Origin of the sequence: Klebsiella sp. WP8-S18-ESBL-06, assembly GCF_014169755.1 — a bacterium.
Lineage (GTDB): Bacteria > Pseudomonadota > Gammaproteobacteria > Enterobacterales > Enterobacteriaceae > Kluyvera > Kluyvera ascorbata_B.
Genome location: NZ_AP022256.1, coordinates 2,557,202 through 2,583,282, shown reverse-complemented (window position 1 = coordinate 2,583,282; position 26,081 = coordinate 2,557,202). Strand labels below are relative to the sequence as shown.

The following is a 26,081-nucleotide window of genomic DNA, read 5'->3' as shown; positions in this document are numbered from 1 at the left end:
CATCACGAGAATGGGGCTTGTTCTTTGTGCTTTCAGCGAGCGTTAAAGCGAATTATTTTTTCGCTTTTTTCTCAGCTTTAGCCGGTGCAGCTTCTTTTTTCTCTACTGCCGGCGCGCCTTCAACGAAGTCACGACCGTAGTAGGTATCCAGCAGAATCTGTTTCAGTTCAGAAATCAGCGGGTAACGTGGGTTAGCACCAGTACACTGGTCATCAAACGCATCTTCAGACAGTTTGTCCACGTGTGCCAGGAAGTCAGCTTCCTGCACGCCAGCTTCACGGATAGACTTAGGAATACCCAGCTCAGCTTTGATTTCTTCCAGCCAGCCCAGCAGTTTTTCGATTTTCGCTGCGGTACGGTCGCCCGGAGCAGACAGACCCAGATGGTCAGCGATTTCAGCGTAGCGACGACGAGCCTGCGGACGGTCGTACTGGCTGAATGCAGTCTGTTTAGTCGGGTTGTCGTTCGCGTTATAACGAATAACGTTGCTGATCAGCAGGGCGTTCGCCAGACCGTGAGGAATGTGGAACTGAGAGCCCAGCTTGTGCGCCATTGAGTGACATACGCCCAGGAAGGCGTTCGCAAACGCAATACCGGCGATGGTGGCTGCACTGTGTACGCGCTCACGTGCTACCGGGTTCTTAGAACCTTCATGGTAAGACGCTGGCAGGTTTTCTTTCAGCAGTTTCAGCGCCTGCAGAGCCTGACCGTCGGAGAACTCAGAAGCCAGTACGGAAACGTAAGCTTCCAGGGCGTGAGTGACGGCATCCAGACCACCGAAAGCACACAGGGACTTCGGCATATCCATGACCAGGTTGGCGTCAACAATCGCCATGTCAGGCGTCAGCGCGTAGTCAGCCAGTGGGTATTTCTGGCCAGTTGCATCGTCGGTTACAACCGCAAACGGAGTCACTTCAGAACCGGTACCGGAAGTGGTGGTGATCGCAACCATTTTTGCTTTCACGCTCATTTTCGGGAACTTGTAGATACGTTTACGGATATCCATAAAGCGCAGCGCCAGTTCTTCGAAGTGCGTTTCTGGGTGTTCGTACATGACCCACATAATTTTTGCTGCGTCCATCGGGGAACCGCCGCCCAGCGCGATAATCACGTCTGGTTTGAAGGAGTTCGCCAGCTCTGCACCTTTACGAACGATGGTCAGAGTCGGGTCAGCTTCAACTTCGAAGAATACGTCAGTTTCAACGCCAGCCGCTTTCAGTACAGAAGTGATCTGGTCTGCATAGCCGTTGTTGAACAGGAAGCGGTCGGTCACGATCAGAGCACGTTTGTGGCCATCAGTAATCAGCTCATCTAACGCGATTGGCAGTGAGCCACGACGGAAGTAGATAGACTTCGGAAGTTTGTGCCACAACATGTTTTCAGCTCGCTTAGCAACGGTTTTCTTGTTGATCAGGTGCTTAGGACCAACGTTTTCAGAGATGGAGTTACCACCCCATGAACCACAACCCAGAGTCAGGGAAGGTGCGAGTTTGAAGTTGTAGAGGTCACCGATACCACCCTGAGAAGCAGGGGTGTTGATCAGGATACGCGCGGTTTTCATCATCTGGCCGAAGTGAGCAACGCGTTCTGGCTGGTTGTCCTGGTCGGTGTACAGGCAAGAGGTATGACCGATACCGCCCATCGCAACCAGTTTTTCAGCTTTCTCAACGGCATCGTTGAAGTCTTTTGCACGATACATCGCCAGGGTTGGAGACAGTTTTTCGTGAGCAAACGGTTCGCTTTCGTCAACAACCTTCACTTCGCCGATCAGAATCTTAGTGGTTTCTGGTACGGTGAAGCCTGCCAGTTCGGCAATTTTGTGCGCCGGCTGACCAACGATAGCGGCGTTCAGCGCGCCATTTTTCAGGATAATATCCTGAACCGCTTTCAGCTCTTTGCCCTGCAGCATGTAGCCGCCGTGGCTGGCGAAACGTTCGCGAACGGCATCGTAAACGGAGTCAACAACAACAACGGACTGTTCAGAAGCACAGATAACGCCGTTATCGAAGGTTTTAGACATCAGAACAGATGCAACAGCACGTTTGATATCAGCGGTTTCGTCGATAACAACAGGGGTGTTACCTGCGCCAACGCCGATTGCTGGTTTACCGGAGCTGTATGCTGCTTTAACCATGCCTGGACCACCGGTCGCAAGGATCAGGTTAATGTCCGGGTGATGCATCAGCGCGTTAGACAGTTCTACAGACGGTTGGTCAATCCAGCCGATCAGATCTTTTGGCGCGCCAGCAGCGATTGCAGCCTGCAGAACGATGTCTGCTGCTTTGTTGGTCGCATCTTTCGCACGCGGGTGCGGAGAGAAGATGATGGCGTTACGCGTCTTCAGGCTGATCAGTGATTTGAAGATAGCGGTAGAAGTTGGGTTAGTGGTCGGTACGATACCGCAGATGATGCCGATGGGTTCAGCGATGGTGATGGTACCGAAGGTGTCGTCTTCAGACAGCACGCCACAGGTTTTTTCATCTTTATAGGCGTTATAGATATATTCAGAAGCGAAGTGGTTTTTGATCACTTTATCTTCAACAATACCCATGCCGGATTCGGCAACGGCCATTTTTGCGAGAGGAATTCGAGCATCTGCGGCAGCCAGGGCGGCGGCGCGGAAGATTTTATCAACTTGCTCTTGAGTGAAACTGGCATATTCACGCTGGGCTTTTTTTACGCGCTCGACGAGTGCGTTAAGTTCAGCGATATTAGTAACAGCCATAATGCTCTCCTGATAATGTTAAACTTTTTTAGTGAATCATCTGCTCGACAAGTCAGTATAGACAAATCACCTGCAGCTGGTGAAAGAGTTAAGGAAACAAGGTGTTACCCACAAACTGATTCACTGATTTACTAAAAGAGCTTCGATTTAGCCAAGGAGCTTACCGGAAAATACGCCTTATTTATGAGGCCGTTTCTCTTTCGGTGTAAGCAGATTACCCACTTCTGAGTACGATTTACGTGATCTAAATCAAATTTAAGGCAAGCTGACACCTTTCAGCAGGCCGATTTTAGCAAATTGTATAAACTGTTAATCATTGGTGGGTATTGGTGGTGTAAACATTAGCATACTTTATACAAATGCATAACACTCTGTTTTTGCCTCATTTTTATGGATAATTCTAATGAACATGGCTAATAAAAAGGGTATTGTCTGCGCGACTCGCGATTTGCAGTTCGTCAACTACAACTTTTAATGATGCTCCGGGGTTCACGTGATTCAAACGCTGTTTGATTTTCCTATCTTCTTTAAGTTCTTTATTGGGCTGTTTGCGTTGGTGAACCCGGTTGGGCTGATACCCGTTTTTATCAGCCTGACGAGTTATCAAACGGCGGCGGTGCGTAATAAAACCAACCTGACGGCAAGCCTGTCGGTGGCCATTATTCTGCTGACCTCGCTTTTCCTTGGGGATTTCATCCTGCAACTGTTCGGCATTTCCATCGATTCGTTCCGCATTGCCGGCGGGATCCTGGTCGTATCGATTGCCATGTCGATGATCAGCGGCAAGCTGGGGGAAGATAAGCAGAACAAGCAGGAAAAATCAGAAACCGCCGTACGTGAAAGCCTGGGGGTTGTGCCGTTGGCGCTGCCGCTGATGGCGGGGCCGGGGGCCATAAGTTCGACAATCGTTTGGGGTACCCGCTACCATTCGCTCACTTATCTGCTCGGCTTTTCTTTATCTATTGCGCTGTTTGCCTGGTGCTGTTGGGGCATTTTCCGTATTTCTCCCTGGCTGGTACGTATGCTGGGGCAAACCGGAATTAACGTCGTCACCCGTATCATGGGCCTATTATTGATGGCGCTTGGCATCGAATTTATTGTGACCGGTATCAAATCCATCTTTCCGGGGTTGGTCGGTTAAATATTCTACGGCGGCAATGGATGTTAACATCTATTGTTGCCGTTAATATCACAAAATCATATCGTTCATTTATCATGCCGATACAGAAATAATTAATTCGAATGATTCTAAAATAACCATTAATATCAATGCGATATGCATTCCCTCATCTTCTTGCTTCCCGCATAGAAATGTTATTTCTCTCACACGATACTCTGGGGCTTGCCGTTAGATAATTGAAATGATATTAGTAATTTCAGTTTCACAGCAGAGTTATGTGCTAAAAATTGAGCAACTGTTAAGTTTTTGTGCAAAAAATCGCCTCCGACGCTGACGCGTTGGGTCATACGAAAGATTTTTGCATATCTATCTGAAATTTATGGATTTCATGATTAGGTGCTTTCTCTATAGGCTGTCCTGCTGCGGGTGGGATGCCGCGCAAAAGAGAATTGGTTAACAAATTTGCAAATTATATTGGCGGTGATAATCGTCATTTGGTACTTTCCGGCCTAAGTTATTTGCGGATAACGTAATGTAAACGATAACTGTTTCTATTTGTAAACAGTGATGAACAGAATAAGAAAAGCGTCCCGACAGGGGGAGGCTTTAATGAATCGACGTCAGGTTGCCACAAAGAGCGACCGTAATAAAAAAGTCGGTGATAGCAGGCAGTAAATGACCTGGCAGACGCAAAAATCTCCTGCGCTGTACAGGAACCCGCAAGGGGACTAAAACAGGCTGACTTCAGTCAGTAATAATAATGAACGGAGTATCAACACAATGTCCATCATCACAAAAAGAAGTTTGGTTGCGGCAGGTATTCTCACCGCGCTGATCGCAGGGAACGCGGCTATGGCTGCAGAAGTACCCGCGGGTGTGCAGCTGGCAGAAAAGCAAACCCTGGTTCGTAATAACGGTTCCGAAGTGCAGTCTCTTGACCCGCATAAGATCGAAGGTGTTCCAGAGTCCAATATTAGCCGCGATCTGTTCGAAGGGTTACTGGTCAGCGATCTGGACGGCCATCCAGCACCGGGCGTAGCAGAATCCTGGGATAATAAAGACTTTAAAGTCTGGATCTTCCATCTGCGTAAAGACGCTAAATGGTCCGACGGTTCGCCGGTGACCGCACAAGATTTTGTTTACAGCTGGCAGCGTTCAGTTGACCCGAAAACCGCTTCACCGTATGCAAGCTACCTGCAGTATGGCCATGTCGCGGGTATCGATGAAATCCTCGAAGGTAAAAAACCGATTACCGATCTCGGCGTAAAAGCGGTTGACGACCATACGTTAGAAGTGACCTTAAGCGAACCGGTTCCTTATTTCTACAAGCTGCTGGTGCATCCTTCCACTTCGCCAGTACCAAAAGCAGCAATCGAAAAATATGGCGAAAAATGGACCCAGCCGGCGAATATCGTCACCAACGGTGCTTATAAATTAAAAGATTGGGTAGTGAACGAGCGTATCGTTCTTGAGCGCAGCCCAACTTACTGGAATAACGCGAAAACCGTTATCGATCAGGTTACCTTCCTGCCAATTTCTTCTGAAGTGACGGACGTAAACCGTTACCGTAGCGGCGAAATCGACATGACCTATAACAACATGCCGATTGAACTGTTCCAGAAGCTGAAAAAAGAGATCCCGAGCGAAGTTCACGTTGACCCATACCTCTGCACCTACTACTACGAAATTAACAACCAGAAAGCGCCGTTTACCGATGCGCGCGTGCGTACTGCGCTGAAGCTGGGTATCGATCGCGATATTATTGTTAATAAGGTAAAAGCACAGGGTGATATGCCGGCTTATGGCTATACGCCACCTTACACCGATGGTGCAAAACTGACGCCACCAGAGTGGTTCGGTTGGACTCAGGCCAAACGTAACGAAGAAGCGAAGAAATTGCTGGCCGAAGCGGGTTATACCGCGGATAAACCGCTGACCATTAACCTGCTGTATAACACATCCGATCTGCACAAGAAGCTGGCGATTGCCGCAGCATCGCTGTGGAAAAAGAACATTGGCGTGGATGTGAAGCTGGTTAACCAGGAGTGGAAAACCTTCCTGGATTCCCGTCACCAGGGGACGTTTGATATTGCGCGCGCAGGCTGGTGTGCCGACTATAACGAACCCACCTCTTTCCTGAACACCATGTTGTCTAACAGCTCAATGAATACCGCGCATTATAAGAGCCCGGCATTTGATAGCATCATGGCTGAAACGCTGAAAGCGACCGATGAAGCGCAGCGTACCGCACTGTATAGCAAAGCAGAGCAGCAGCTCGACAAAGACAGCGCGATTGTACCGGTTTATTACTATGTAAACGCCCGACTGGTGAAACCATGGGTCGGTGGCTATACCGGCAAAGACCCGCTGGATAATACTTATACAAGAAATATGTATATTATTAAGCACTAATGGCAATACGTGGGGCAGGCTCGGCTTGCCCCACGGTGTCTCGCATTATTGTATTATTACAGGCACAGCCAAAAGGTATGGGCAATGTTGAAATTTATTCTCCGTCGCTGTCTTGAAGCGATTCCGACGTTATTTATTCTTATTACCATTTCGTTCTTTATGATGCGTCTTGCGCCTGGTAGCCCATTTACGGGGGAGCGCACGCTGCCGCCAGAGGTTATGGCCAATATTGAAGCGAAATATCACCTTAACGATCCCATTACCACCCAATATTTCAGCTATCTGAAACAGCTCGCGCACGGCGATTTTGGGCCATCGTTCAAATATAAAGATTATACGGTCAACGATCTGGTGGCGAGCAGTCTGCCAGTGTCGGCCAAATTAGGCGCGGCGGCATTCCTGCTGGCGGTTATTCTTGGCGTCTCAGCGGGGGTGATTGCCGCGCTTAATCAGAATACCAAGTGGGACTACGCGGTGATGGGGGTCGCGATGACCGGGGTGGTTATCCCCAGCTTCGTGGTGGCGCCGCTGCTGGTCATGATTTTCGCGATTACACTGCACTGGCTGCCCGGCGGCGGCTGGAACGGCGGGGCGCTGAAGTTCATGATTCTGCCGATGGTGGCGCTTTCTCTGGCCTATATTGCCAGCATTGCGCGTATTACCCGTGGCTCAATGATTGAGGTTTTACACTCCAACTTTATTCGTACCGCAAGGGCGAAAGGGTTGCCTATGCGGCGGATTATTTTCCGTCACGCTTTAAAACCCGCGCTGCTGCCGGTGCTTTCTTATATGGGGCCTGCCTTCGTCGGTATCATTACCGGTTCGATGGTCATTGAGACAATCTACGGCTTGCCGGGGATTGGACAGCTGTTCGTTAACGGGGCGCTTAACCGCGACTACTCCCTGGTACTGAGCCTGACTATTCTGGTTGGCGCGCTAACGATCCTGTTTAACGCGGTTGTCGACGTACTTTACGCCGTGATTGACCCGAAAATTCGCTATTAAGGCTGGAGTTCGCCATGATGTTAAGTAAAAAAAGCAGCGAGGCGCTGGAAAACTTCAGTGAGAAGCTTGAGGTTGAAGGCCGCAGCCTGTGGCAGGACGCGCGTCGTCGCTTTATGCATAACCGCGCGGCGGTAGCCAGCCTGGTTGTGCTGGTATTGATTGCGCTGTTCGTCACCCTGGCGCCGATGTTGTCGCAGTTTTCCTATTTCGACACCGATTGGGGCATGATGTCCAATGCGCCGGATATGGAATCCGGGCACTATTTTGGTACCGACTCTTCCGGCCGCGACCTGCTGGTCCGTGTGGCAATCGGCGGGCGAATCTCTCTGATGGTTGGGATCGCTGCGGCGCTGGTTGCAGTGGTTGTTGGCACGCTGTACGGCTCGCTCTCCGGCTATCTGGGCGGGAAAATCGATTCGGTAATGATGCGTTTGCTGGAAATCCTCAACTCCTTCCCGTTTATGTTCTTCGTGATCCTGCTGGTGACCTTCTTTGGGCAAAACATCCTGCTGATCTTTGTTGCTATCGGGATGGTGTCCTGGCTGGATATGGCGCGTATCGTTCGCGGGCAGACGCTTAGCCTGAAGCGTAAAGAGTTTATTGAAGCAGCCCAGGTAGGCGGCGTATCGACCGTCAGCATTGTGGTGCGCCATATCGTACCGAACGTGCTGGGGGTGGTAGTGGTGTATGCCTCTCTGCTGGTGCCCAGCATGATTCTGTTTGAATCATTCCTCAGCTTCCTCGGACTGGGGACACAAGAGCCGCTGAGCAGTTGGGGCGCTCTGCTGAGCGACGGTGCTAACTCGATGGAAGTTTCGCCATGGCTGCTGCTGTTCCCGGCGGCGTTCCTGGTGGTGACCCTGTTCTGTTTTAACTTTATCGGCGATGGCCTGCGTGATGCCCTCGACCCGAAAGACCGTTAAGGAGCGTTGCCATGAGCATAATTGAAACGGCAACAGCGTCACAGCGTCTGCTGGATGTGAAAGATCTGCGCGTCACCTTCAAAACTCCCGACGGCGATGTCACCGCCGTTAACGACCTCAACTTCAGCCTGCGTGCAGGCGAAACGCTGGGGATTGTCGGCGAGTCCGGCTCCGGAAAGTCGCAAACCGCGTTTGCGTTGATGGGGTTACTGGCAAGCAACGGGCGTATTGGGGGATCGGCGCTGTTTAACGGCAAAGAAATCCTGAACCTGCCGGAGCATACGCTTAACAAGCTGCGCGCCGAGCAGATTTCCATGATTTTCCAGGACCCGATGACCTCACTGAACCCGTATATGCGGGTAGGCGAGCAGCTGATGGAAGTGCTGATGCTGCACAAAGGCATGGGAAAAGCTGAAGCGTTTGAAGAATCGGTGAAAATGCTGGATGCGGTGAAAATGCCGGAAGCGCGTAAGCGCATGAGGATGTACCCGCACGAGTTTTCCGGCGGGATGCGTCAGCGTGTGATGATCGCTATGGCACTGTTGTGTCGCCCTAAACTTCTGATTGCCGATGAGCCAACGACCGCACTGGACGTGACCGTTCAGGCGCAAATCATGACCCTGCTGAACGAGCTTAAGCGCGAGTTCAATACGGCGATAATCATGATCACCCACGATCTCGGCGTGGTCGCCGGGATCTGCGATAAGGTGCTGGTGATGTACGCCGGGCGGACCATGGAATACGGCAAAGCGCGCGATGTCTTCTACCAGCCTGCGCATCCTTATTCTATTGGTCTGTTGAATGCGGTTCCACGTCTCGACGGCGAAGGCGAATCGCTGTTGACCATTCCGGGTAACCCACCAAACCTGCTGCGTTTACCATCAGGCTGCCCGTTCCAGCCGCGTTGTCCGCATGCGATGGACGTGTGTAGCAGCGCACCGCCGCTGGAAGAGTTTGCGCCAGGCCGCTTACGCGCCTGCTTTAAGAACGTGGGGGAACTGGTATGAGCGCCGTGACTGACGAAAGAAAAGTACTGCTCGAAATCGCCGATTTAAAGGTCCACTTCGAGATTAAAGATGGCAAACAGTGGTTCTGGCAGCCGCCAAAAACCCTGAAAGCGGTTGATGGCGTGACGCTGCGTTTATACGAAGGCGAAACGCTGGGCGTGGTGGGAGAGTCCGGCTGCGGTAAATCCACCTTTGCGCGTGCCATTATCGGCCTGGTGAAAGCGACCGATGGTAAAGTCGCCTGGCTGGGGAAAGATCTGCTGGGGATGAAACCGGATGAATGGCGCAACGTGCGCAGCGATATCCAGATGATTTTCCAGGATCCGCTGGCGTCGCTGAACCCGCGTATGACCATCGGCGAGATTATCGCCGAGCCGCTACGCACCTACTACCCGAAAATGCCGCGTCAGGAAGTCCGTGACAAAGTGAAAGCCATGATGATGAAGGTGGGGCTGCTGCCAAACCTCGTCAATCGTTACCCGCATGAGTTTTCCGGCGGTCAGTGCCAGCGTATCGGCATTGCGCGGGCGTTGATTCTTGAGCCGAAGCTGATCATTTGTGATGAGCCAGTATCCGCGTTGGATGTGTCGATTCAGGCACAGGTGGTGAACCTGCTGCAGCAGCTACAGCGTGAAATGGGCCTGTCGCTCATCTTTATTGCCCACGATCTGGCCGTCGTGAAGCACATTTCCGATCGCGTACTGGTGATGTATCTGGGGCATGCGGTGGAGCTGGGCACCTATGACGAGGTGTACAACAATCCGCTGCACCCGTACACCAAGGCGCTGATGTCCGCTGTGCCGGTTCCGGATCCGGATCTGGAGCAGAATAAAACCATTCAATTGCTGGAAGGGGAGCTGCCTTCGCCGATTAACCCGCCTTCAGGCTGCGTATTCCGTACGCGCTGCCCGCTGGCCGGGCCAGAATGTGCGCAAACGCGCCCCCTCTTAGAAGGCAGTTTCCGCCACGCGGTTTCCTGTCTCAAGGTTGACCCGTTATAATCATCTGGGCTGGCAGGTTGCCAGCCCTTATTTTTTATACGAGGGTTCATCGTGGTCGGTATTAGCGCTCTGCGCCATCGTCTCTATCATTTGCTCTTTGATCAACGCACACGAACCGGACGCCGGTTTGAAGCGTTGTGCGGTTTTTTCGCCTTATTAAGCGTCTGCGCTATTTTTATTGAGTCGGGCATTGGTACAACCTACCACCTGAGCTACGACGAATGGCATGCTTTTGTCTGGCTGGAAATAGCCTTTACGCTGGTGTTCACGCTGGAATATTTTCTGCGGCTATTCTGCTGGCCAAATCCCGCTCGCTATGTTTTTAGCTTCTGGGGTTTTATCGACCTGGCGACAATTTTACCGTTTTACGTGATTATGCTGTGGCCGGAAATAGGCGTGGAATATCTGTTTGCCTGGCGTGCGATGCGCGTTATTCGGGTGTTACGTATTCTGAAGCTGCTGCGCTTGATGCCCGCATTGAATAGCTTCTGGACGGCGATCGTCAATTCCCGCCATCAGCTGATTCTATTCTATGCCTTTATCGGCATTGTGATGGTGGTGTCCGGTGCGCTGATGTACGGCATTGAAGGGCCGGTACACGGTTTTACCACGCTCAGCACTTCGGTCTACTGGGCTATTGTGACCGTGACCACCGTGGGCTATGGCGATATTACGCCGCACACCGCCGCGGGCAGAATTGTGGCTTCTGTACTGATATTGATCGGCTATTCCGTCATTGCCATTCCGACCGGCATTATTACCGCGCAGATGACCAGCGAGTTTCAAAAGCGTCGCCAGGAGCGCGTTTGCCCGCACTGCAAACAGCGGCATCATGAACCCAGCGCGCACTACTGCAATAGCTGCGGTACCGCGCTTCCTCAACATCAGTCGCAATAAGGCGGTATTACAGGCATAAAAAAGGGCAGCCAGGCTGCCCTTGATGTTGTTATTCTCGCCAGAGAATGTGGCAAAGCTTGTGATCTTTTTCGCGACACAGCAGCACACGGGCAAAAATATCGTTCAGTTCGCCGCCGTCAGTATCCGCAAGGCCAATCACCACTTCGGCAAAGAAATCCGGGTTCAGATCGTAGTCGACATGCTCCTGCCAATCTTCGGAAGGATCGAACAGCTCAGCGCCGCCGCGTTCTTCAAATTGCAGGTTGAACAGAATAATGTCGGCCGGGTCAAGATTGTCTGCCGCCAGCTCGAGAAAAATGTCATAAGCCTGCTCGAGCGTTTCATCTTCGGTCAGACGATTATTTAAATCCATATCCATGATGGCTACCTGTTGAGTGCTGATGGGCACGTTTTACAGTAATGGGCTAAAGAAGTAAAACAGTCGCTCAGCAATACGGTGCCAGAATGGACGTTTTACCCATAAACGCGCGTCCAGTAACCGCGAGCGGGAAATATAATCATCCTGCACGGCCGCGAGATCGCTGCCGAATCCGCTGTCATCGATGACCAGGGTAATCTCAAAGTTAAGCCACAGGCTGCGCATATCGAGATTAACCGTGCCGACAAGGCTCAGCTCGCCATCGACCAGCACGCTTTTTGTGTGCAGCAGACCGCCTTCAAACTGATAGATTTTGACGCCGGCCGCCAGGAGTTCGGTAAAGAAGGCGCGGCTAGCCCAGCCAACCAGCACCGAGTCGTTTTTACGCGGCAGGATAATGCTGACATCAACCCCACGCTGTGCGGCGGTGCAGATTGCGTGCAGCAGATCGTCGCTGGGGACGAAGTACGGCGTCGTCATAATCAGGTATTCGCGGGCAGAATAGGCTGCGGTCAACAGCGCCTGATGAATCAAATCTTCAGGGAAGCCTGGGCCGGAGGCGATAGTCTGAATAGTATGCCCGCTGGCCTCTTCAAAGGGCATAATGTTAAGGTCCGGCGCAGGTGGTAATATGCGCTTACCGGTTTCAATTTCCCAGTCACAGGAATAGACAATACCCATTCCCGTGGCGATCGGCCCTTCCATTCGCGCCATCAGATCAATCCATTGGCCAACGCCGGAGTCCTGCTTAAAGAAACGCGGGTCGACCATGTTCATACTGCCGGTGTAAGCAATATAGTTGTCGATCATGATCATTTTGCGATGCTGACGTAAATCCATGCGCCGTAAAAATACACGCATCAGATTAACCTTGAGCGCCTCGACCACCTCGATGCCTGCATTACGCATCATCGCTGCCCACGGGCTGCGGAAGAAGGCGACGCTGCCAGCCGAATCGAGCATCAGGCGGCAGTGTACGCCGCGACGTGCGGCGGCCATCAGCGATTCGGCTACCTGATCGGCCATGCCGCCGGGCTGCCAGATGTAAAAGACCATTTCGATATTGTGCCGCGCCAATTGGATGTCGCGGATGACCGCCTGCATGACATCGTCGGAGTCGGTAAGCAGCTGTAGCTGATTGCCCTTCAGGCCGGCGATGCCTTGACGGCGTTCGCATAGCTTAAACAGCGATGAGGCGACCTGGCTGTTATCGTCGGCGAAAATGTGTTTGCAGGCCTTCAGGTCGTTTAACCATTTGGCGGTGGAAGGCCACATGGCGCGCGCACGTTCCGCGCGTCGCTTGCCGAGATGCAGTTCGCCCAGCGAGAGATAGGCAATAATACCGACCAGCGGCAGGATATAGATGATCAGCAGCCAGGCCATTGCCGACGGCACGGCGCGGCGTTTCATCAGAATACGCAGCGTTACCCCGGCGATTAACAACCAATACCCCAGAATAGCCATCCAACTTACTACGGTGTACACGGTTGTCATAGTTCGAAAATCCTTTTGAATGCCAGATGTTAAGAGTTTACGCATCAGGAGACATCTGGCAAATAAAAACGCACCCAGAAAGCGCTGGTCAGCGATTAGCAAGGGGCTATAATGGAGCGTCTTTTTTAGCAAGAGCGTGAGCAATGAAGCGTAGTAGACCTGAAGTGGGGCGCTGGCGGATGCTGAGACAAGCAAGCCGCCGTAAAGCGCGTTGGCTGGAAGCTCAATCGCGTCGTAACATGCGCATCCACTCCATCAGAAAGTGCCTGGTCGGTCGGCAGCGTAACTGCCTGTTGTTCGCCATCTACGATCTCTGATGATAAAAAAGGGCACCGTCAGGGTGCCCTCTGTTTTTGCTGGTGGCTCAGCGTTAACGTCAATCAGAACACTTTTTATATTGTCGTTCGCGTATTCCGATTAAAGACGTTCCATTCCATGAATCCCCGTCCTCTCTGACGCGACGCGTATCTGTGAGTACGGCATGCTGCGTTGCGGGTGAAAATAAGATCAAGATAAGTAGATGTTTGCGGCCACTGGCCCGTTGAGACCATTGATACGACAAAACTCAACGCGGATTCCCGGTATCAGGCTTTCGGATTGACTACAATAGACTGCTGAAATGTGTAGCAGAACGTCTTTTCGACCGTCGGAAGGGGTGATAAAACCTTTACCACTGATAGCATCAAAACTTTTGACAATGCCTGTCATTTTACGAGACAAATAGATTCCTTGTTAAAAATTACGGGCAAACTATACGCTTAAAAAAAATTAAAAGCTAATGTTATGCCAGAATTTTAATCAGGACTCCTGGATGGCTAAAATAAAATTTGCTAATCCGCATAGGAAATGCATTAATGGCTGCGTAAGCTTGAAACGCAAGCAAAACGTAAAATATTCTTCTGTATAACCTTCATCGTCTGGCGCTATCGCTGATATCTCCTTCCTTTGAGTTCAACGTACAGTACTATGTGTTTATAGCAATCATCGAAATTAACATACGTAAAAGAAGTCGGTATGTTTTCAAGAATGATTGCATACAAATTTGATTGCCAAATGAGGATTTTAGTTAACGCCATGAGAACATTTGGCCACGCGTATTTTTAGATGTGCGGCGAGGATTTGAATAAACTATTGCAATACGGGCAGACTAACTGTGAGCCCTTCTGAACTCGAGTAAAACTATGCTCTGAGTTCTTCGAGCAGTTTGGGCATAGGCACTTAACCAGATAATTGCGGTTTGATTGTGTATTCTTACGTCCGGACATAGACATCTCCTGATTGAATGGACTGTCACCATACACGGTTATGCATGTGGATGCTTGTTTGTTTTAGCTTTACATCGGTATTGCCACGTAAAAGTCACATTTATAACAAAAAGTAAGTTAAACCTTCAAAAAGAGGTATATAGTATTAATTTAAATATTCATTTTAGATGCCCATGTTGCCATGGCTCTCAATATCGAATGTCAGCGTTTGATGTCTCAGAGAAAAACTCATTTGGTGCGAAGTGTATTTTTTGTAAAACCAATATGGTCTTTAATGGGTCTATGAATGCCAGTGATAAAATTCCTGGTGTGCGGCATGGCGTTTAGCACAACGGAGGACTGTGCTGGTTATCTTTTCGGATATTATCAAGCAAGATATTACTCAATACAGAGATTAGTTTGAGCAGTAATCCCCTAAGCATAAGAGGATTATTGCTTTATACTGACAATGTATAAGTTTATACGGCTAAACGCTGATTAAATTTTTGTTCCATCATATATTCTATCTTTACCCATAGATTTCGCCTGGTACAGGTAGCCGTCAGCGATAGCGATGGCATCTTCAGCTTTTTTATCGCTCAGCACGCAAACCCCGCCACTGAACGTCACTTTCAGGTTTGGCTCTCTGAATTGACGATGCTTAACTTCATTTTTCCAGTTTTCCAGCCACTTGATAGCATCATCTAAATTCACATCGGTAAAGATTACAGCAATTTCCTCACCACCGTAGCGATACAAAGTGATGTCAGATAGCCCGCACAAGCGCATTCCAAAGCTTGCAACCGTTTTGAGCACGATATCTCCGGTTGTATGACCAAAGCTATCATTAATCAGTTTGAAATTATCAATATCTATCAAGGCAAGAATGGCATGGTTATTACTGCTTTTTTTCTGAATGTCAGCGTCAAACGCACGGCGATTTTTTAAACCAGTAAGGCTGTCAGTTAACGATTCTGATTTGACGTGATCCATCTGGAGGGTGGTGTTTTTTATTTGCTCGACGAGCAGTTCGTCAGCAGCTTTCTTCTCAATAATTCCATTCTGTATGGAACCCGTAATACGGATATATATATTGTTAAGTATTGTCCTCATTGACCACCAGCAGGTGGCGAGAACAAGTAGTAAGATCGTTGTTATAATGAAAATTGGGAAGTTTTTATTATAAGCGATATTACTGTATTCTGAACGGTCTACTTTAATCAACAGATACCAATCCGGATGGCTAATATGATAATAGTAATAATATGCCTTAGTATCGGGAAGGTAAAATGTACCATTGTACTCACCGATATTGGACATCACATCAGGAATATGCGTCAGTTCATCTTTGCTATCTGAACTGAGTACGACAGAACCCTCTCTGGTTATGAGATACTTAGTGTTCGGCAACGGTGAGGCCAGTTTCTTTAATGAGCGCTCTCCTTTGATAACATCAATGTCGAACGAAACAACACCAAAATGTTTACCGTCACTGCCACTGACCGGTAGTGACATTGAATATATTTTTCTTGATGTATTCAGGTCAGTATAAGGTTCAGTAAATACTACATCACCGGCGCTGATTTGACCTGCGATATACCATGGCCGCGTTTTATGATCGACTGAATCAGTGCTTGATGCATAAGGAACATGAACCTCTCTGTCTTCAGGAGTAGACGTAATGATTGCCAGGATGTCGGGTAGTAACCTTAGATGACTTGTCAAAAACGCCGATAATTCACCGTCACTCATTTTGCTGTTTTTTTCTTTGTATTTTTCAACAAGCTCTGATTTTAGATATAACAGAGACTCTTCGTTAGCATTTATGTCTTTCTGAATAAATGACGCAATATTTTGCGTATGCGTATTATGCAGAGAGTGATAATGTTTGAATATATGATTTTTCTGCAATAGAACTAGCACAAGACTAGAGAGAAATACGCATACGGCAAGTATCGTAAATATAAAATTTAATGGTCTCTTAAAACTTAAACTACCAATCATAAATTACTCCAGAGCTTGTTAATATCTACATCCATGCAAAATAAATGTACTTAATAAAAACGTATTTATTTTTTCGAAACCACGTTTTATTTTTATTGTAACTATATCATTGATTGTCATTAACGATCAATATTTATGTATCGATCGTTTTTGCCTATAGTTAATTTTTGTGAGCAAGCGGTCATTCAAATACGTATATCGCATTAGGCTCAGCGTGCTTTACAGCCTGAAGGGAAGAGGGGTGGTTCTTTTGGTGGAAATCAGCGGAAGATTAACTTCCTGTTATTTGGTTGGTTTGGCCTGGTGGAATGGCAATGCAGCGTTAATAACATTCACCGGAACAACCCACGCCGGGCCTCAGCCAGGATGTTTTGAAAGTCATTCAAAAAATCAGAATGCTGTGGCCTGGTAATACGCATATCTGATGATATTACAAGGAGCATCACCGGGTAGAATCCCTGAGTTGATACGGGATTTGGAGAATACGGAAAGTATGGTAAAACCAGACTGGGAGGTCATCGAGACGGCGCACTGGATCCGTAGGTGAACAATCTTATTCTTACACCGATAGCGACCTCATATATAGAAAAACCTGAAGATTTTCATCGAATATAACAACTCCTATTGCGAAAAGCAGCGCGCCTATTACCGCCATCCCGATAACGTTAAAATAGAAATTCCAGGGTTCTTTTGCGCGGTAGATATAGTATTTTTCATACGAGCCCTTGTACCAGCCAATGAAAACGCCAGTTTGGATAGCTCTTCCTGTATGACAGATATAGAAGAGGCCGCACAGACAAAAAGCCAAAGCAGCTAGGGAAGGTGCGAATAAGCAGGTCATTTCTTCCAAAGCTGACTCGCTGATTAAAATTTCGCGGATCTGGGCCGATTTTTTTCCCGCAAACACATCGAATCAGCCTATTTAGGCTATTTTTTCCGCCATTTCTGGCGTTATTTCCGGTTTTTAGTGAGATCTCTCCCACTGACGTATCATTTGGTCCACCCGAAACAGGTTGGCCAGGGTGAATAACATCGCCAGTTGGTTATCATTTTTCAGCAGCCCCTTGTATCTGGCTTTCACGAAGCCGAACTGCCGCTTGATGATGCGAAACGGGTGCTCCACCTTGGCACGGATGCTGGCTTTCATGTATTCGATGTTGATGGCCGTTTTGTTCTTGCGCGGATGCTGCTTCAAGGTTTTTACCTTGCCGGGACGCTCGGCGATCAGCCAGTCCACATCCACCTCGGCCAGCTCCTCGCGCTGTGGCGCTCCTTGGTAGCCGGCATCGGCTGAGACAAATTGCTCCTCTCCATGAAGCAGATTACTCAGCTGATTGAGGTCATGCTCGTTGGCCGCGGTGGTGACTAGGCTGTGGGTCAGGCCACTCTTGGCATCGACACCAATGTGGGCCTTCATGCCAAAGTGCCACTGATTGCCTTTCTTGGTCTGATGCATCTCCGGATCGCGTTGCTGCTCTTTGTTCTTGGTAGAGCTGGGTGCCTCAATGATGGTGGCATCCACCAAAGTGCCTTGGGTCATCATGACGCCTGCTTCGGCCAGCCAGCGATTGATGGTCTTGAACAATTGACGGGCCAGTTGATGCTGCTCGAGCAGGTGGCGGAAATTCATGATGGTGGTGCGATCCGGCAGGGCGCTATCCAGGGATAATCGGGCAAACAGGCGCATGGAGGCGATTTCGTACAGGGCATCTTCCATGGCACCGTCGCTCAGGTTGTACCAATGCTGCATGCAGTGAATACGCAGCATGGTCTCCAGCGGATAGGGCCGTCGGCCATTGCCCGCCTTGGGATAAAACGGCTCGATGACAGCGGTCATATTCTGCCATGGCAGAATCTGCTCCATGCGGGAGAGGAAAATCTCTTTTCGGGTCTGACGGCGCTTAGTGCTGAATTCACTATCGGCGAAGGTGAGTTGATGGCTCATGATGTCCCTCTGGGATGCGCTCCGGATGAACATGATGATCTCATATCAGGAACTTGTTCGCACCTTCCCTAGCGCATCTAAAGTACTCATTCAGACAATAACCTTATCTTTCAAAATGGCAGACCAGGCACTTATACTTCAAGTATGTCATTAGCAAACAACACGTTGAACCCGGTGGAAGGCAAATCGAGGGTAAAGTTAAGGGCACAAACATTGTGTACTTGTCTGCGCCCTTAAGAATTAAAGTCAAGGCAGTGTCTTTTTTAATGTATTGTATTTATTGATTATTTATTATCAAAATACCTTTTTATACGGTTTTACCCAAACCTGCTGATAGACTCCGGCCGCCACGTACGGGTCGTCCTGGGCCCAGGACTGGGCGGCTTCAAGAGATTCAAATTCTGCAATAACCGTGGAACCGCTGAAACCTGCGGCGCCCGGATCGTTGCTGTCGACTGCAGGCATTGGGCCAGCGGTCAGCAGGCGGCCTTCATCGTGCAGCAGTTGCAAACGGGCCAGATGAGCAGGGCGAACGGCAAGACGTTTTTCAAGAGAGTCGGCGACATCCTGGGCATAAATGACGTAAAGCACGGGCAGAACTCCTGTTTAAAATAGTTTGCGGATTACGGTAAGGGAAAGCGTCGGTGACTGCAATGCAAAGTTGCACTGCCGTAAAAAGAGGGAAATCGGTGCGCGCTTTTTGGGCAACTGCGGGAGAAAATTGACCGAAGATAAGATGTCTTATTGAATATGATTGCTATTTGCATTTAAGATTGAGCTCTCATTTTTCAACTGTAACGACTATGACTGCAATGACCTATGATTTACCTCGCCGGTTTCCCTGGCCGACGTTGCTCTCAGTTGGCATCCATGGCGCCGTCGTGGCCGGTCTGCTGTATACCTCGGTACATCAGGTTATTGAACTGCCCGCGCCCGCGCAGCCGATTACGGTCACGATGGTGGCCCCTGCCGATTTAGAACCGCCTCAGGCCGTGGTTCAGCCCCAGCCTGTCGTTGAACCGGAACCTGAGCCGGAACCGGAGCCTATTCCTGAAGTGCCGCAGGCGCCGGTGGTGATCCATAAACCGAAGCCAAAACCGAAACCGAAGCCAAAACCGGTGAAAAAAATTGAGCAACCGAAGCAAGAAGTGCGGCCGGTTGAATCTCGTCCGCTGTCAACGGTCAACCGCGATGCGCCACCGGCAAGTTCAGTAGCGAACAATCTTCCCGGGGCCAGCGCGCCGTCGGTGAATGCACCCACCGGTCCGCGTGCGCTGAATCGTCCTCAGCCGGGGTACCCGACGCGCGCTCAGGCGCTGCGTATTGAAGGTAAAGTGCGGGTCAAATTCGACGTGACCGCCGATGGCCGTGTGGAGAATGTGGAAATACTCTCGGCGCAGCCATCCAATATGTTTGAACGCGACGTGAAAACGGCGATGCGTAAATGGCGTTACGAAGCCGGGAAACCGGGGACGGGATTGATTATGAATATTGAATTCCGCCTGAAAGGCGTGCAGATGAATTAAGCGAAAGCCCCCGAAAGGGGGCTTTGTCGTTATACGGCGAGGACTTTATCCAGTGCCTTCTGCGCGGCGACGAAGTGCTGGCCGCCAAAAAGAATAGCGCGGTTAATCAGCGTATAGAGCTGGTAAATGGGCTGACGGTCGAGAAAATCGGCCGGAAGCGGGGACACCGACTGATAGCCATCGTAGATCTGCGGTGGGCGATCCGGATGCAGCGGCAGCATGGCCAGATCGCACTCACGGTCTCCCCAGTAGCAGGCAGGATCAAAAATATACGGCCCGTTCGGCCCAAGCGCGCAGTTATTTGACCACAAATCGCCGTGCAGCAGAGAAGGCTGCGGCTGATGTGCGCTCAGGCGCTGCTGCACGTGATCGACGATCGCGTCGATATCGCCAAACTCCATGCCTTTTTCCGCCGCCAGCTCGAGCTGCCAGCCGATGCGCTGCTCGGAAAAGAATGTCGACCAGCGACGCTGCCAGGCGTTGGGCTGCGGGGTAGTGGAGAGATCGTTATCAAAATCGAGACCGAACTGCGGCTGATCGCTCCACTGATGTAAGTGCGCCAGCTGTTGACCCAGCAGGAAGGCATTGTGCGCGTCCAGCGGACGAGGCGGGAGATATTCCATCACCAGGAAACTGTAGTCGCGGTCTGCGCCGACGACGAAGACCTCTGGGACAGACACCGTTTTACTGCGAGAGAGCAGCTCCAGCTGGTCGGCCTCTGCGGTAAAAATGGGCAACAATTCACGTTCATCGCACTTCACGAAAAAATCACGACCGGCATAACGCATATGCCACGCGGCGTGAATTTCTCCGCCGGGCAGTTCATTACGCAGATCGATTTCGCCACTTCCGAGTTGCTCGCCTAACAGGCTACTGATCGCTTGCCACATGATGTCTCTCCCCATGTTTTCTGCCGTATCATAAGGTTAGCGCATTACTGCCGGGTAAAAATTCGAGCTATACCGCACAACGGGTAAAAAGAATGTAGAAAGCAGAAGCGACGTAATAACGTTTCTGCTACAGACGTATGGTGACTCAACCAGCGGAGACACTCGATTGTTAACAATGGAGTTTGCTTAGCATAGTTGATTACAACAATTTAGCGACCTGCGGGTTAGCCCGCAGGGGCGTTTTCCTGCACATTTAGTGCGATTGCAGGTAGTCGTAGATCTTTTGCGTATTCTCGCGCGAGCACAGGCGGGTGCCTTGATTAAGCGTCGCGGCGCTGCCTGCTGCCACACCGTAGCGAACCATGTCCTGCAGGCTGGCGTTTTCCGCCAGTTTCAACGTCATCGCGCCGACCATGCTGTCGCCCGCGCCAACGGTGCTTTGGCTTTTAATGGGGGGCGGGACAACTTGCACGCAGCTACGCGCGTCAACGGCCAGCGCCCCTTGGGCACCTAGCGACACCACGACACGGTGGGCTTTTCCACTGCGGACCAGTTCCTGCGCGGCGTTGCGGACGTCGTCCGGCTGGCTCAAATCGCGCTGTACCAGCGCACTTAGCTCTTTTTGATTCGGTTTTACCAGCTCGATATTGCCAATCTCCAGCGCGGCCGTGAGCGCCTCGCCGGAACTGTCGATAATGCAGCGTAATCCGTGCTGTTGAGCGGCACGGATCAGGGCGACAAATTGCAGCAGTGAAACGCCGGGCGGTAAACTGCCGCTGATGACTAATAACGAGCCCGGGGGAATCTGTAACATCTGCGTCTGAAGCGCCTGAATTTCGTCATCATGTAACGCAGCGCCCGGCATCACAAAACGGTACTGCTCGCCGCTGGCATCAATGTGTACGTGCAGGTTCTGACGCGTCCATTCACGCGAGGCAATGGTCACGACGGGAACATGTTCAGTCTGCAGCAGCGTAACCAGATGTTCGCCCGTTGCGCCGCCCGCCGGGAAGAGGGCGGTGGCGTTGCCGCCAAGGAAGGTTATCGCCCGTGCAACGTTAATCCCACCGCCGCCCGGTTCAAAAATGGGTGCGCTACAGCGGAGTTTCCCCTCAGGATAGATTTGCGGCGTTTGGGTCGCGCTGTCGAGAGAAGGGGCGAACGTGAGTGTGTAAATTTTAACCATAGCTATAAACTCCATTTATGAGCTAATGAGCGGCTCGAAACACATGTAGAGGTAAGTCTGGCACCTGGTTAACAATAAATAAAGCAACAACGGCATGATTTTTATAGAAAAGAGTAAATAAATGCTTACTTTTATTATGAAATAAAATGCGGTTTAAGAACGCTCTTATTCAAAAAATGACAGCAGATTAGGATTGCTATGTTATACGTGGCTTTTTATAATTTGTTGCCTTTCTATGGACCACCCCGTCGTTGATCCTCGCGAAAGTTTCCGGGACGTAAGCGTCTCCTTTTTTGTTGTACGGACTCATAATAAATGAAGCTTTTGAAGACAGTACCGGCAGCGGTTGTGCTGCTGGGGGGCGTGTTTGCGTCTGCGTATGCAACCGCCAGTGATACCGTTTTTACTGTCATGGATGACCCAACCGCCGCTAAGAAACCTTTTGAAGGTAACGTGAATGCGGGCTACCTCGCGCAATCAGGTAATACTAAAAGCTCGTCAGCCACCGCTGATACGACGCTGACCTGGTACGGCGATACGACAGCATGGTCCCTGTGGGGCAATGCCAGCAATACTTCGGCTAACGATGAACGATCTTCTGAAAAGTACGCCGTTGGCGGCCGTAGTCGTTATAACATGACGAATCAAGACTATCTGTTCGGTCAGGCCAGCTGGTTGACTGACCGCTATAACGGCTATCATGAACGAGATGTCTTCACGGCTGGTTATGGTCGTCAGTTCCTGAATGGCCCTATTCACAGCTTCCGCTTTGAATTTGGTCCAGGGGTTCGCTATGACGAATATACCGATGGCAACACGGAAACCCAGGCGCTCGGCTACGCTTCTGCTGCCTACGCGTGGCAGATGACCGACACCGCCAAATTTACTCAGGGCGTATCCGTCCTGGGGGCTGATGATACCACCGTGAACTCAGAGACCGCGCTGAACGTGGCAATCAACGCACACTTCGGTCTGAAGGTTGCTTACAACGTCACCTGGAACTCTGAGCCGCCGGAAACTGCGCCGAATCACACCGATCGCCGCACTTCTCTGACGCTGGGTTATACCATGTAATATTTATGGGCCGGTTTTCTTCCGGCCTGTATTTTCAGTTTAGCGTATTGTGTTATTCTTAAATTCAACCGCTGTTTTATTTAATTAAAAATACACTCCCTCCATAATATCTCCATATTTGCCGTTTCAGACATATATTCAGTAAATTTGACACGAATAGCTAAATATTTTGACTAGTCAAAAGTGTGATCTGGATCTAGACTATGTTCAAGGGCGAAATGATGCTTGGCAGTCTAGAGTCTTAATCCAGTTAGAGAATAAACATTATGAAAAATATCAAAATCGCATCTGCAGCTATTCTGCTGTCAGCACTCTCTTTCGGCGTATTTGCCGCCGAACCTGCAACGCAGCCAGCCCGTACCACTAATGCCACCACCGTTCAACACGTGGGGATCTCCAGCGCTTATGACGTTGAAGCGGGTTCTAACATCGCCCCCGGCTCACAGTCTACCGGCCGCTCTATGGACGACGCATTCAATGTCCATACCCTTGTTGCGGGTGAGTGGTATTAATCATTCTGTGCTGTAATAATTTGATTTAATTATTTTATACCGGCAGAGAAAACCGGGTAGAGATGTACCGGTTTTTCTTGCTGCTGTTGATATTTAGCTAATTAAGTATGTTGATATTTAAAACGACAGTTCGGATATTTTAACGGCACGTATTGTTAATTGAATCGGGTTAAGCGCATTTTTTGGGTAATGACTCCAATTTACTGATAGTGTTTTATGTTCAGATAGTGCCCGATGACTTTGTCATGCAGCTCCACCGATTTTGAGAACGACAGGGACTTCCTGCCCAGCCTTGCCAGATGCTGTCTCAGATTCAGGTTGTGTCGCTCAATTCGCTGCGTGTAACGCTTACTGATGACGTGCAGTTTTCCCTTCAGACGTGACTCATACATCGGCCAGCCGTCCGTCATCCATACCACCACGTCAAAAACTGACAGCAGGCTCAGAAGACGCTCCAGTGTGGCCATAGTGCGTTCACCGAAAACGTGGGCTACCACCGCCCTGCGTATCCTGTCATACGCGTAAAACAGCCAGCGCTGACGTGATTTTGCACCGACGTAGCCCCATTGCTCGTCCATCTCCGCACAGACAATGACATCACTGCCCGGCTGTATCCGGGAGGTTACTGACTGCGGCCTGAGTTTTTTAAATGGCGCAAAATGGTGTTGAGGCCCACGCCCATTAGTCGTGCGGTGGCACGGCAACCGACGCCGTTCATAGCCATATCAATGATTTTCTGGTGTGTACCGGGCTGAGAAGCGGCATAAGTGAAGGTGAGCTGCCATGTTTTACGGCAGTGAGAGCAGAGATAACGTTGATGCCCGGCAGTACTTTTGCCATTACGCATCACGCCTTCAGTAGCGGAACAGGAGGGACAGCAGACGGAGACTGAAGCCACGGGAGCACCTCAAAAACACCATTATACACTAAATCAGCAAGTTGGTAGCATCACCATTTTTTGTATATAAATGATCTTTAACCATACTTTTCCCAACCCTCATTCTTTCCGTTTTATTATCCCCAAATCATTGCTGCCCATCGCAGCAACAGCATGGCACCACAGATAGCGATCAGCACTAGCACCATTTTCCAGTGTTTTTTTGCAAATCGATGTGTTGGCATGGTCCATTCCTTTTGGCGTTGAATGCACTTAGTGTACCAGAATCTCGCACCTGGCGTATTTCCCTCTTATAGTTCTTGTGTCGTCTTATGCGGAGAACAGGTATGCGCAACCCCACCTTATTACAATGCTTTCATTGGTATTATCCCGCCGGTGGTGAATTGTGGCTGGAAGCGGCGGCGTTGGCGCCCAGCTTGAACGAAATTGGTATCAACATGATTTGGCTGCCGCCGGCCTGCAAAGGGGCGTCTGGGGGGTATTCCGTTGGCTATGACAGCTACGATCTTTTTGATTTGGGGGAGTTCGATCAGAAAGGAACGGTGGCAACCAAATATGGCGATAAATCTCAGCTGCTGGCGGCCATCGACGCCCTGAAACAACATGATATTGCGGTGCTGATGGACGTGGTCGTCAACCATAAGATGGGAGCAGATGAGAAGGAGCGTATCCGCGTACAGCGCGTGAATGCAGACGATCGTACGCAAATCGATGACGAAGTCATTGAGTGTGAAGCGTGGACCCGCTACACGTTTCCCGCGCGCGCAGGAAAATACTCGCAGTTTATCTGGGATTTCAGATGTTTTAGCGGCATTGACCATATCGAGAACCCTGACGAAGATGGCATCTTCAAAATCGTGAACGACTATACCGGCGAAGGCTGGAGCGATCAGGTCGACGACGAAATGGGGAACTATGACTATCTGATGGGCGAAAATGTTGATTTTCGCAATCAGGCGGTGGCGGAAGAATTGAAATACTGGGCACGGTGGATGCTTGAGCAGACCGGCTGCGATGGTTTTCGCCTGGATGCCGTTAAACATATCCCCGCGTGGTTCTATAAGGCGTGGATTGAGCACGTGCAGGAAGTGGCCGCCAAGCCGCTGTTTGTTGTTGCGGAATATTGGTCCCATGATGTCGAGAAATTACAGCAGTACATTGCTCAGGTTGAGGGGAAAACTCTGCTGTTTGATGCCCCATTGCAAATGCATTTCCACGATGCGTCGCGCATGGGACGCGATTATGACATGAGCCAGATCTTTACCGGTACGTTGGTTGAGGCCGACCCGTTCCATGCGGTTACGCTGGTGGCGAACCATGATACCCAGCCGCTTCAGGCGTTGGAAGCGCCGGTGGAAGCCTGGTTTAAACCGCTGGCTTATGCGCTAATCCTGCTGCGTGAAAACGGCGTGCCGTCGGTCTTTTATCCCGATCTGTTTGGCGCCCACTATGAAGATAGCGGCGGGGACGGTGAAAACTACGTTATCGACATGCCGGTGATTGAGCAGCTACACGAGCTGATTCATGCCCGCCAGCGCTTCGCCCACGGTGTACAGACCCTGTGGTTCGATCATCCGAACTGCATTGCCTTTAGTCGCAGTGGAACAGAAGATATGCCGGGCTGCGTGGTGGTGCTGTCTAATGGCGACGCCGGTGAAAAGAAGCTGACGCTCGGCGAAAATTATGCCAATAAGCGCTGGAAAGATTTTCTTAATAACCGCGAGGAGTGTGTTGAAACCAACGACGCGGGGGGCGCGACCTTTACCTGTAATGGCGGTAGCGTCAGCGTGTGGGTGATGGAGGAGGGGCTGTAAGCGCCAGTCAGTCATCATCATCGCC

Annotated in this window: 25 protein-coding genes and 1 pseudogene; 14 read left to right on the top strand and 12 right to left on the bottom strand. The window is 50.2% G+C overall.

Annotated elements, in window-relative coordinates; all coding sequences use genetic code 11:
- Positions 1 to 52: 52 nt before the first annotated feature.
- The gene (adhE, locus tag H7R76_RS12320) at positions 53 to 2,725 is read right to left on the bottom strand and encodes a bifunctional acetaldehyde-CoA/alcohol dehydrogenase (protein ID WP_182965336.1); all 2,673 of its coding nucleotides are present in this window, start codon (positions 2,723 to 2,725) and stop codon (positions 53 to 55) included.
- A 493-nt stretch (positions 2,726 to 3,218) separates the two neighbouring features.
- On the opposite strand from adhE, the gene H7R76_RS12315 reads away from it, so the two are divergent.
- The 7 genes from H7R76_RS12315 to H7R76_RS12285 all read left to right on the top strand — a co-directional run bounded on the left by H7R76_RS12315 (position 3,219) and on the right by H7R76_RS12285 (position 11,090).
- Positions 3,219 to 3,866, top strand: a complete 648-nt coding sequence (locus H7R76_RS12315) for a YchE family NAAT transporter (protein WP_106930795.1) — start codon at positions 3,219 to 3,221, stop codon at positions 3,864 to 3,866.
- 759 nt (positions 3,867 to 4,625) lie between these two features.
- Positions 4,626 to 6,257 carry an oligopeptide ABC transporter substrate-binding protein OppA gene (gene oppA / locus H7R76_RS12310; RefSeq protein ID WP_182965334.1) on the top strand — a complete coding sequence of 544 codons (1,632 nt, stop codon included), beginning with the start codon at positions 4,626 to 4,628 and terminating at the stop codon, positions 6,255 to 6,257.
- Between the two features lie 84 nt (positions 6,258 to 6,341).
- A complete protein-coding gene (oppB, locus tag H7R76_RS12305) occupies positions 6,342 to 7,262 on the top strand; it encodes an oligopeptide ABC transporter permease OppB (protein WP_106930799.1) in 921 nt (306 codons plus the stop codon).
- 14 nt (positions 7,263 to 7,276) lie between these two features.
- Positions 7,277 to 8,185, top strand: a complete 909-nt coding sequence (gene oppC / locus H7R76_RS12300; RefSeq protein WP_106930801.1) for an oligopeptide ABC transporter permease OppC — start codon at positions 7,277 to 7,279, stop codon at positions 8,183 to 8,185.
- A gap of 11 nt (positions 8,186 to 8,196) precedes the next feature.
- Complete coding sequence (locus tag H7R76_RS12295; protein ID WP_182965332.1) at positions 8,197 to 9,192, top strand: ABC transporter ATP-binding protein; 996 nt, start codon at positions 8,197 to 8,199, stop codon at positions 9,190 to 9,192.
- Positions 9,189 to 10,193 carry a murein tripeptide/oligopeptide ABC transporter ATP-binding protein OppF gene (gene oppF / locus H7R76_RS12290; protein ID WP_106930805.1) on the top strand — a complete coding sequence of 335 codons (1,005 nt, stop codon included), beginning with the start codon at positions 9,189 to 9,191 and terminating at the stop codon, positions 10,191 to 10,193. The genes H7R76_RS12295 and oppF overlap by 4 nt, the downstream gene beginning before the upstream one ends.
- A 51-nt stretch (positions 10,194 to 10,244) precedes the next feature.
- On the top strand, positions 10,245 to 11,090 hold the full coding sequence (locus tag H7R76_RS12285; RefSeq protein ID WP_420107848.1) for an ion transporter: 846 nt from the start codon (positions 10,245 to 10,247) through the stop codon (positions 11,088 to 11,090).
- A 49-nt stretch (positions 11,091 to 11,139) separates the two neighbouring features.
- Here the strand turns inward: H7R76_RS12285 and H7R76_RS12280 are convergent, their stop codons facing one another.
- The gene (locus H7R76_RS12280) at positions 11,140 to 11,469 is read right to left on the bottom strand and encodes an HI1450 family dsDNA-mimic protein (RefSeq protein WP_106930809.1); all 330 of its coding nucleotides are present in this window, start codon (positions 11,467 to 11,469) and stop codon (positions 11,140 to 11,142) included.
- 33 nt (positions 11,470 to 11,502) lie between these two features.
- Positions 11,503 to 12,963 carry a cardiolipin synthase gene (cls, locus tag H7R76_RS12275; RefSeq protein WP_106930811.1) on the bottom strand — a complete coding sequence of 487 codons (1,461 nt, stop codon included), beginning with the start codon at positions 12,961 to 12,963 and terminating at the stop codon, positions 11,503 to 11,505.
- Between the two features lie 143 nt (positions 12,964 to 13,106).
- Between cls and H7R76_RS12270 the strand changes: the two genes are divergently transcribed.
- Entirely contained in the window at positions 13,107 to 13,280 is a 174-nt protein-coding gene (locus tag H7R76_RS12270; RefSeq protein WP_015964169.1) for a YciY family protein, read from the top strand.
- A 190-nt stretch (positions 13,281 to 13,470) separates the two neighbouring features.
- Here the strand turns inward: H7R76_RS12270 and cspF are convergent, their stop codons facing one another.
- Together cspF and H7R76_RS24870 are read right to left on the bottom strand one after the other, a co-directional pair.
- Positions 13,471 to 13,683 carry a cold shock-like protein CspF gene (gene cspF / locus H7R76_RS12265; RefSeq protein ID WP_106930813.1) on the bottom strand — a complete coding sequence of 71 codons (213 nt, stop codon included), beginning with the start codon at positions 13,681 to 13,683 and terminating at the stop codon, positions 13,471 to 13,473.
- Between the two features lie 380 nt (positions 13,684 to 14,063).
- Positions 14,064 to 14,228, bottom strand: coding sequence for a YnfU family zinc-binding protein (locus H7R76_RS24870; RefSeq protein WP_227673899.1), 165 nt, complete (start codon positions 14,226 to 14,228; stop codon positions 14,064 to 14,066).
- Between the two features lie 144 nt (positions 14,229 to 14,372).
- On the opposite strand from H7R76_RS24870, the gene ymcF reads away from it, so the two are divergent.
- The gene (gene ymcF / locus H7R76_RS24865; RefSeq protein ID WP_227673975.1) at positions 14,373 to 14,555 is read left to right on the top strand and encodes a cold shock small protein YmcF; all 183 of its coding nucleotides are present in this window, start codon (positions 14,373 to 14,375) and stop codon (positions 14,553 to 14,555) included.
- A gap of 150 nt (positions 14,556 to 14,705) precedes the next feature.
- On the opposite strand, the gene H7R76_RS12260 is transcribed toward ymcF, so the two are convergent.
- A complete protein-coding gene (locus H7R76_RS12260) occupies positions 14,706 to 16,211 on the bottom strand; it encodes a sensor domain-containing diguanylate cyclase (RefSeq protein WP_182965331.1) in 1,506 nt (501 codons plus the stop codon).
- Positions 16,212 to 16,601: 390 nt separating this feature from the next.
- Between H7R76_RS12260 and H7R76_RS25265 the strand changes: the two are divergent.
- Positions 16,602 to 16,713: pseudogene (locus H7R76_RS25265) on the top strand (hypothetical protein); the annotation flags it as partial.
- Positions 16,714 to 17,175: 462 nt separating this feature from the next.
- On the opposite strand, the gene H7R76_RS12255 reads toward H7R76_RS25265, so the two are convergent.
- Together H7R76_RS12255 and H7R76_RS12250 are read right to left on the bottom strand one after the other, a co-directional pair.
- Positions 17,176 to 18,156: an IS5-like element ISKpn26 family transposase gene (locus H7R76_RS12255; protein ID WP_182965329.1), complete on the bottom strand. Its 981-nt coding sequence runs from the start codon at positions 18,154 to 18,156 to the stop codon at positions 17,176 to 17,178.
- Between the two features lie 294 nt (positions 18,157 to 18,450).
- Entirely contained in the window at positions 18,451 to 18,747 is a 297-nt protein-coding gene (locus tag H7R76_RS12250) for a YciI family protein (RefSeq protein ID WP_106930819.1), read from the bottom strand.
- Positions 18,748 to 18,968: 221 nt separating this feature from the next.
- Here H7R76_RS12250 and tonB point away from each other — a divergent pair, with 221 nt between their 5' ends.
- The gene (gene tonB, locus H7R76_RS12245; protein ID WP_181358060.1) at positions 18,969 to 19,682 is read left to right on the top strand and encodes a TonB system transport protein TonB; all 714 of its coding nucleotides are present in this window, start codon (positions 18,969 to 18,971) and stop codon (positions 19,680 to 19,682) included.
- 29 nt (positions 19,683 to 19,711) lie between these two features.
- Here the strand turns inward: tonB and H7R76_RS12240 are convergent, their stop codons facing one another.
- Together H7R76_RS12240 and pfkB are read right to left on the bottom strand one after the other, a co-directional pair.
- Positions 19,712 to 20,572 carry a fructosamine kinase family protein gene (locus H7R76_RS12240; protein ID WP_182928997.1) on the bottom strand — a complete coding sequence of 287 codons (861 nt, stop codon included), beginning with the start codon at positions 20,570 to 20,572 and terminating at the stop codon, positions 19,712 to 19,714.
- Positions 20,573 to 20,825: 253 nt separating this feature from the next.
- Positions 20,826 to 21,758, bottom strand: coding sequence for a 6-phosphofructokinase II (pfkB, locus tag H7R76_RS12235; RefSeq protein WP_182965327.1), 933 nt, complete (start codon positions 21,756 to 21,758; stop codon positions 20,826 to 20,828).
- Between the two features lie 315 nt (positions 21,759 to 22,073).
- Here pfkB and H7R76_RS12230 point away from each other — a divergent pair, with 315 nt between their 5' ends.
- Complete coding sequence (locus tag H7R76_RS12230; protein WP_106930827.1) at positions 22,074 to 22,832, top strand: DUF481 domain-containing protein; 759 nt, start codon at positions 22,074 to 22,076, stop codon at positions 22,830 to 22,832.
- 266 nt (positions 22,833 to 23,098) lie between these two features.
- Positions 23,099 to 23,344 (top strand): YdgH/BhsA/McbA family protein, encoded by a 246-nt coding sequence (locus H7R76_RS12225; RefSeq protein WP_106929232.1) that lies wholly within the window; start codon positions 23,099 to 23,101, stop codon positions 23,342 to 23,344.
- 200 nt (positions 23,345 to 23,544) lie between these two features.
- Here H7R76_RS12225 and H7R76_RS12220 read toward each other — a convergent pair.
- Positions 23,545 to 24,242, bottom strand: a protein-coding gene (locus H7R76_RS12220; protein ID WP_223174630.1) for an IS1 family transposase whose coding sequence is annotated in 2 segments (ribosomal slippage) — positions 23,545 to 23,993 and positions 23,993 to 24,242 — 699 coding nt in all. Because the reading frame shifts where the segments join, the coding sequence is not laid out codon by codon here.
- Between the two features lie 116 nt (positions 24,243 to 24,358).
- Positions 24,359 to 24,466 (bottom strand): small membrane protein YniD, encoded by a 108-nt coding sequence (gene yniD, locus H7R76_RS12215; RefSeq protein ID WP_100249959.1) that lies wholly within the window; start codon positions 24,464 to 24,466, stop codon positions 24,359 to 24,361.
- A gap of 102 nt (positions 24,467 to 24,568) precedes the next feature.
- On the opposite strand from yniD, the gene amyA reads away from it, so the two are divergent.
- Positions 24,569 to 26,056 (top strand): alpha-amylase, encoded by a 1,488-nt coding sequence (gene amyA, locus H7R76_RS12210; protein ID WP_182965325.1) that lies wholly within the window; start codon positions 24,569 to 24,571, stop codon positions 26,054 to 26,056.
- The last annotated feature ends 25 nt before the right edge of the window (positions 26,057 to 26,081 follow it).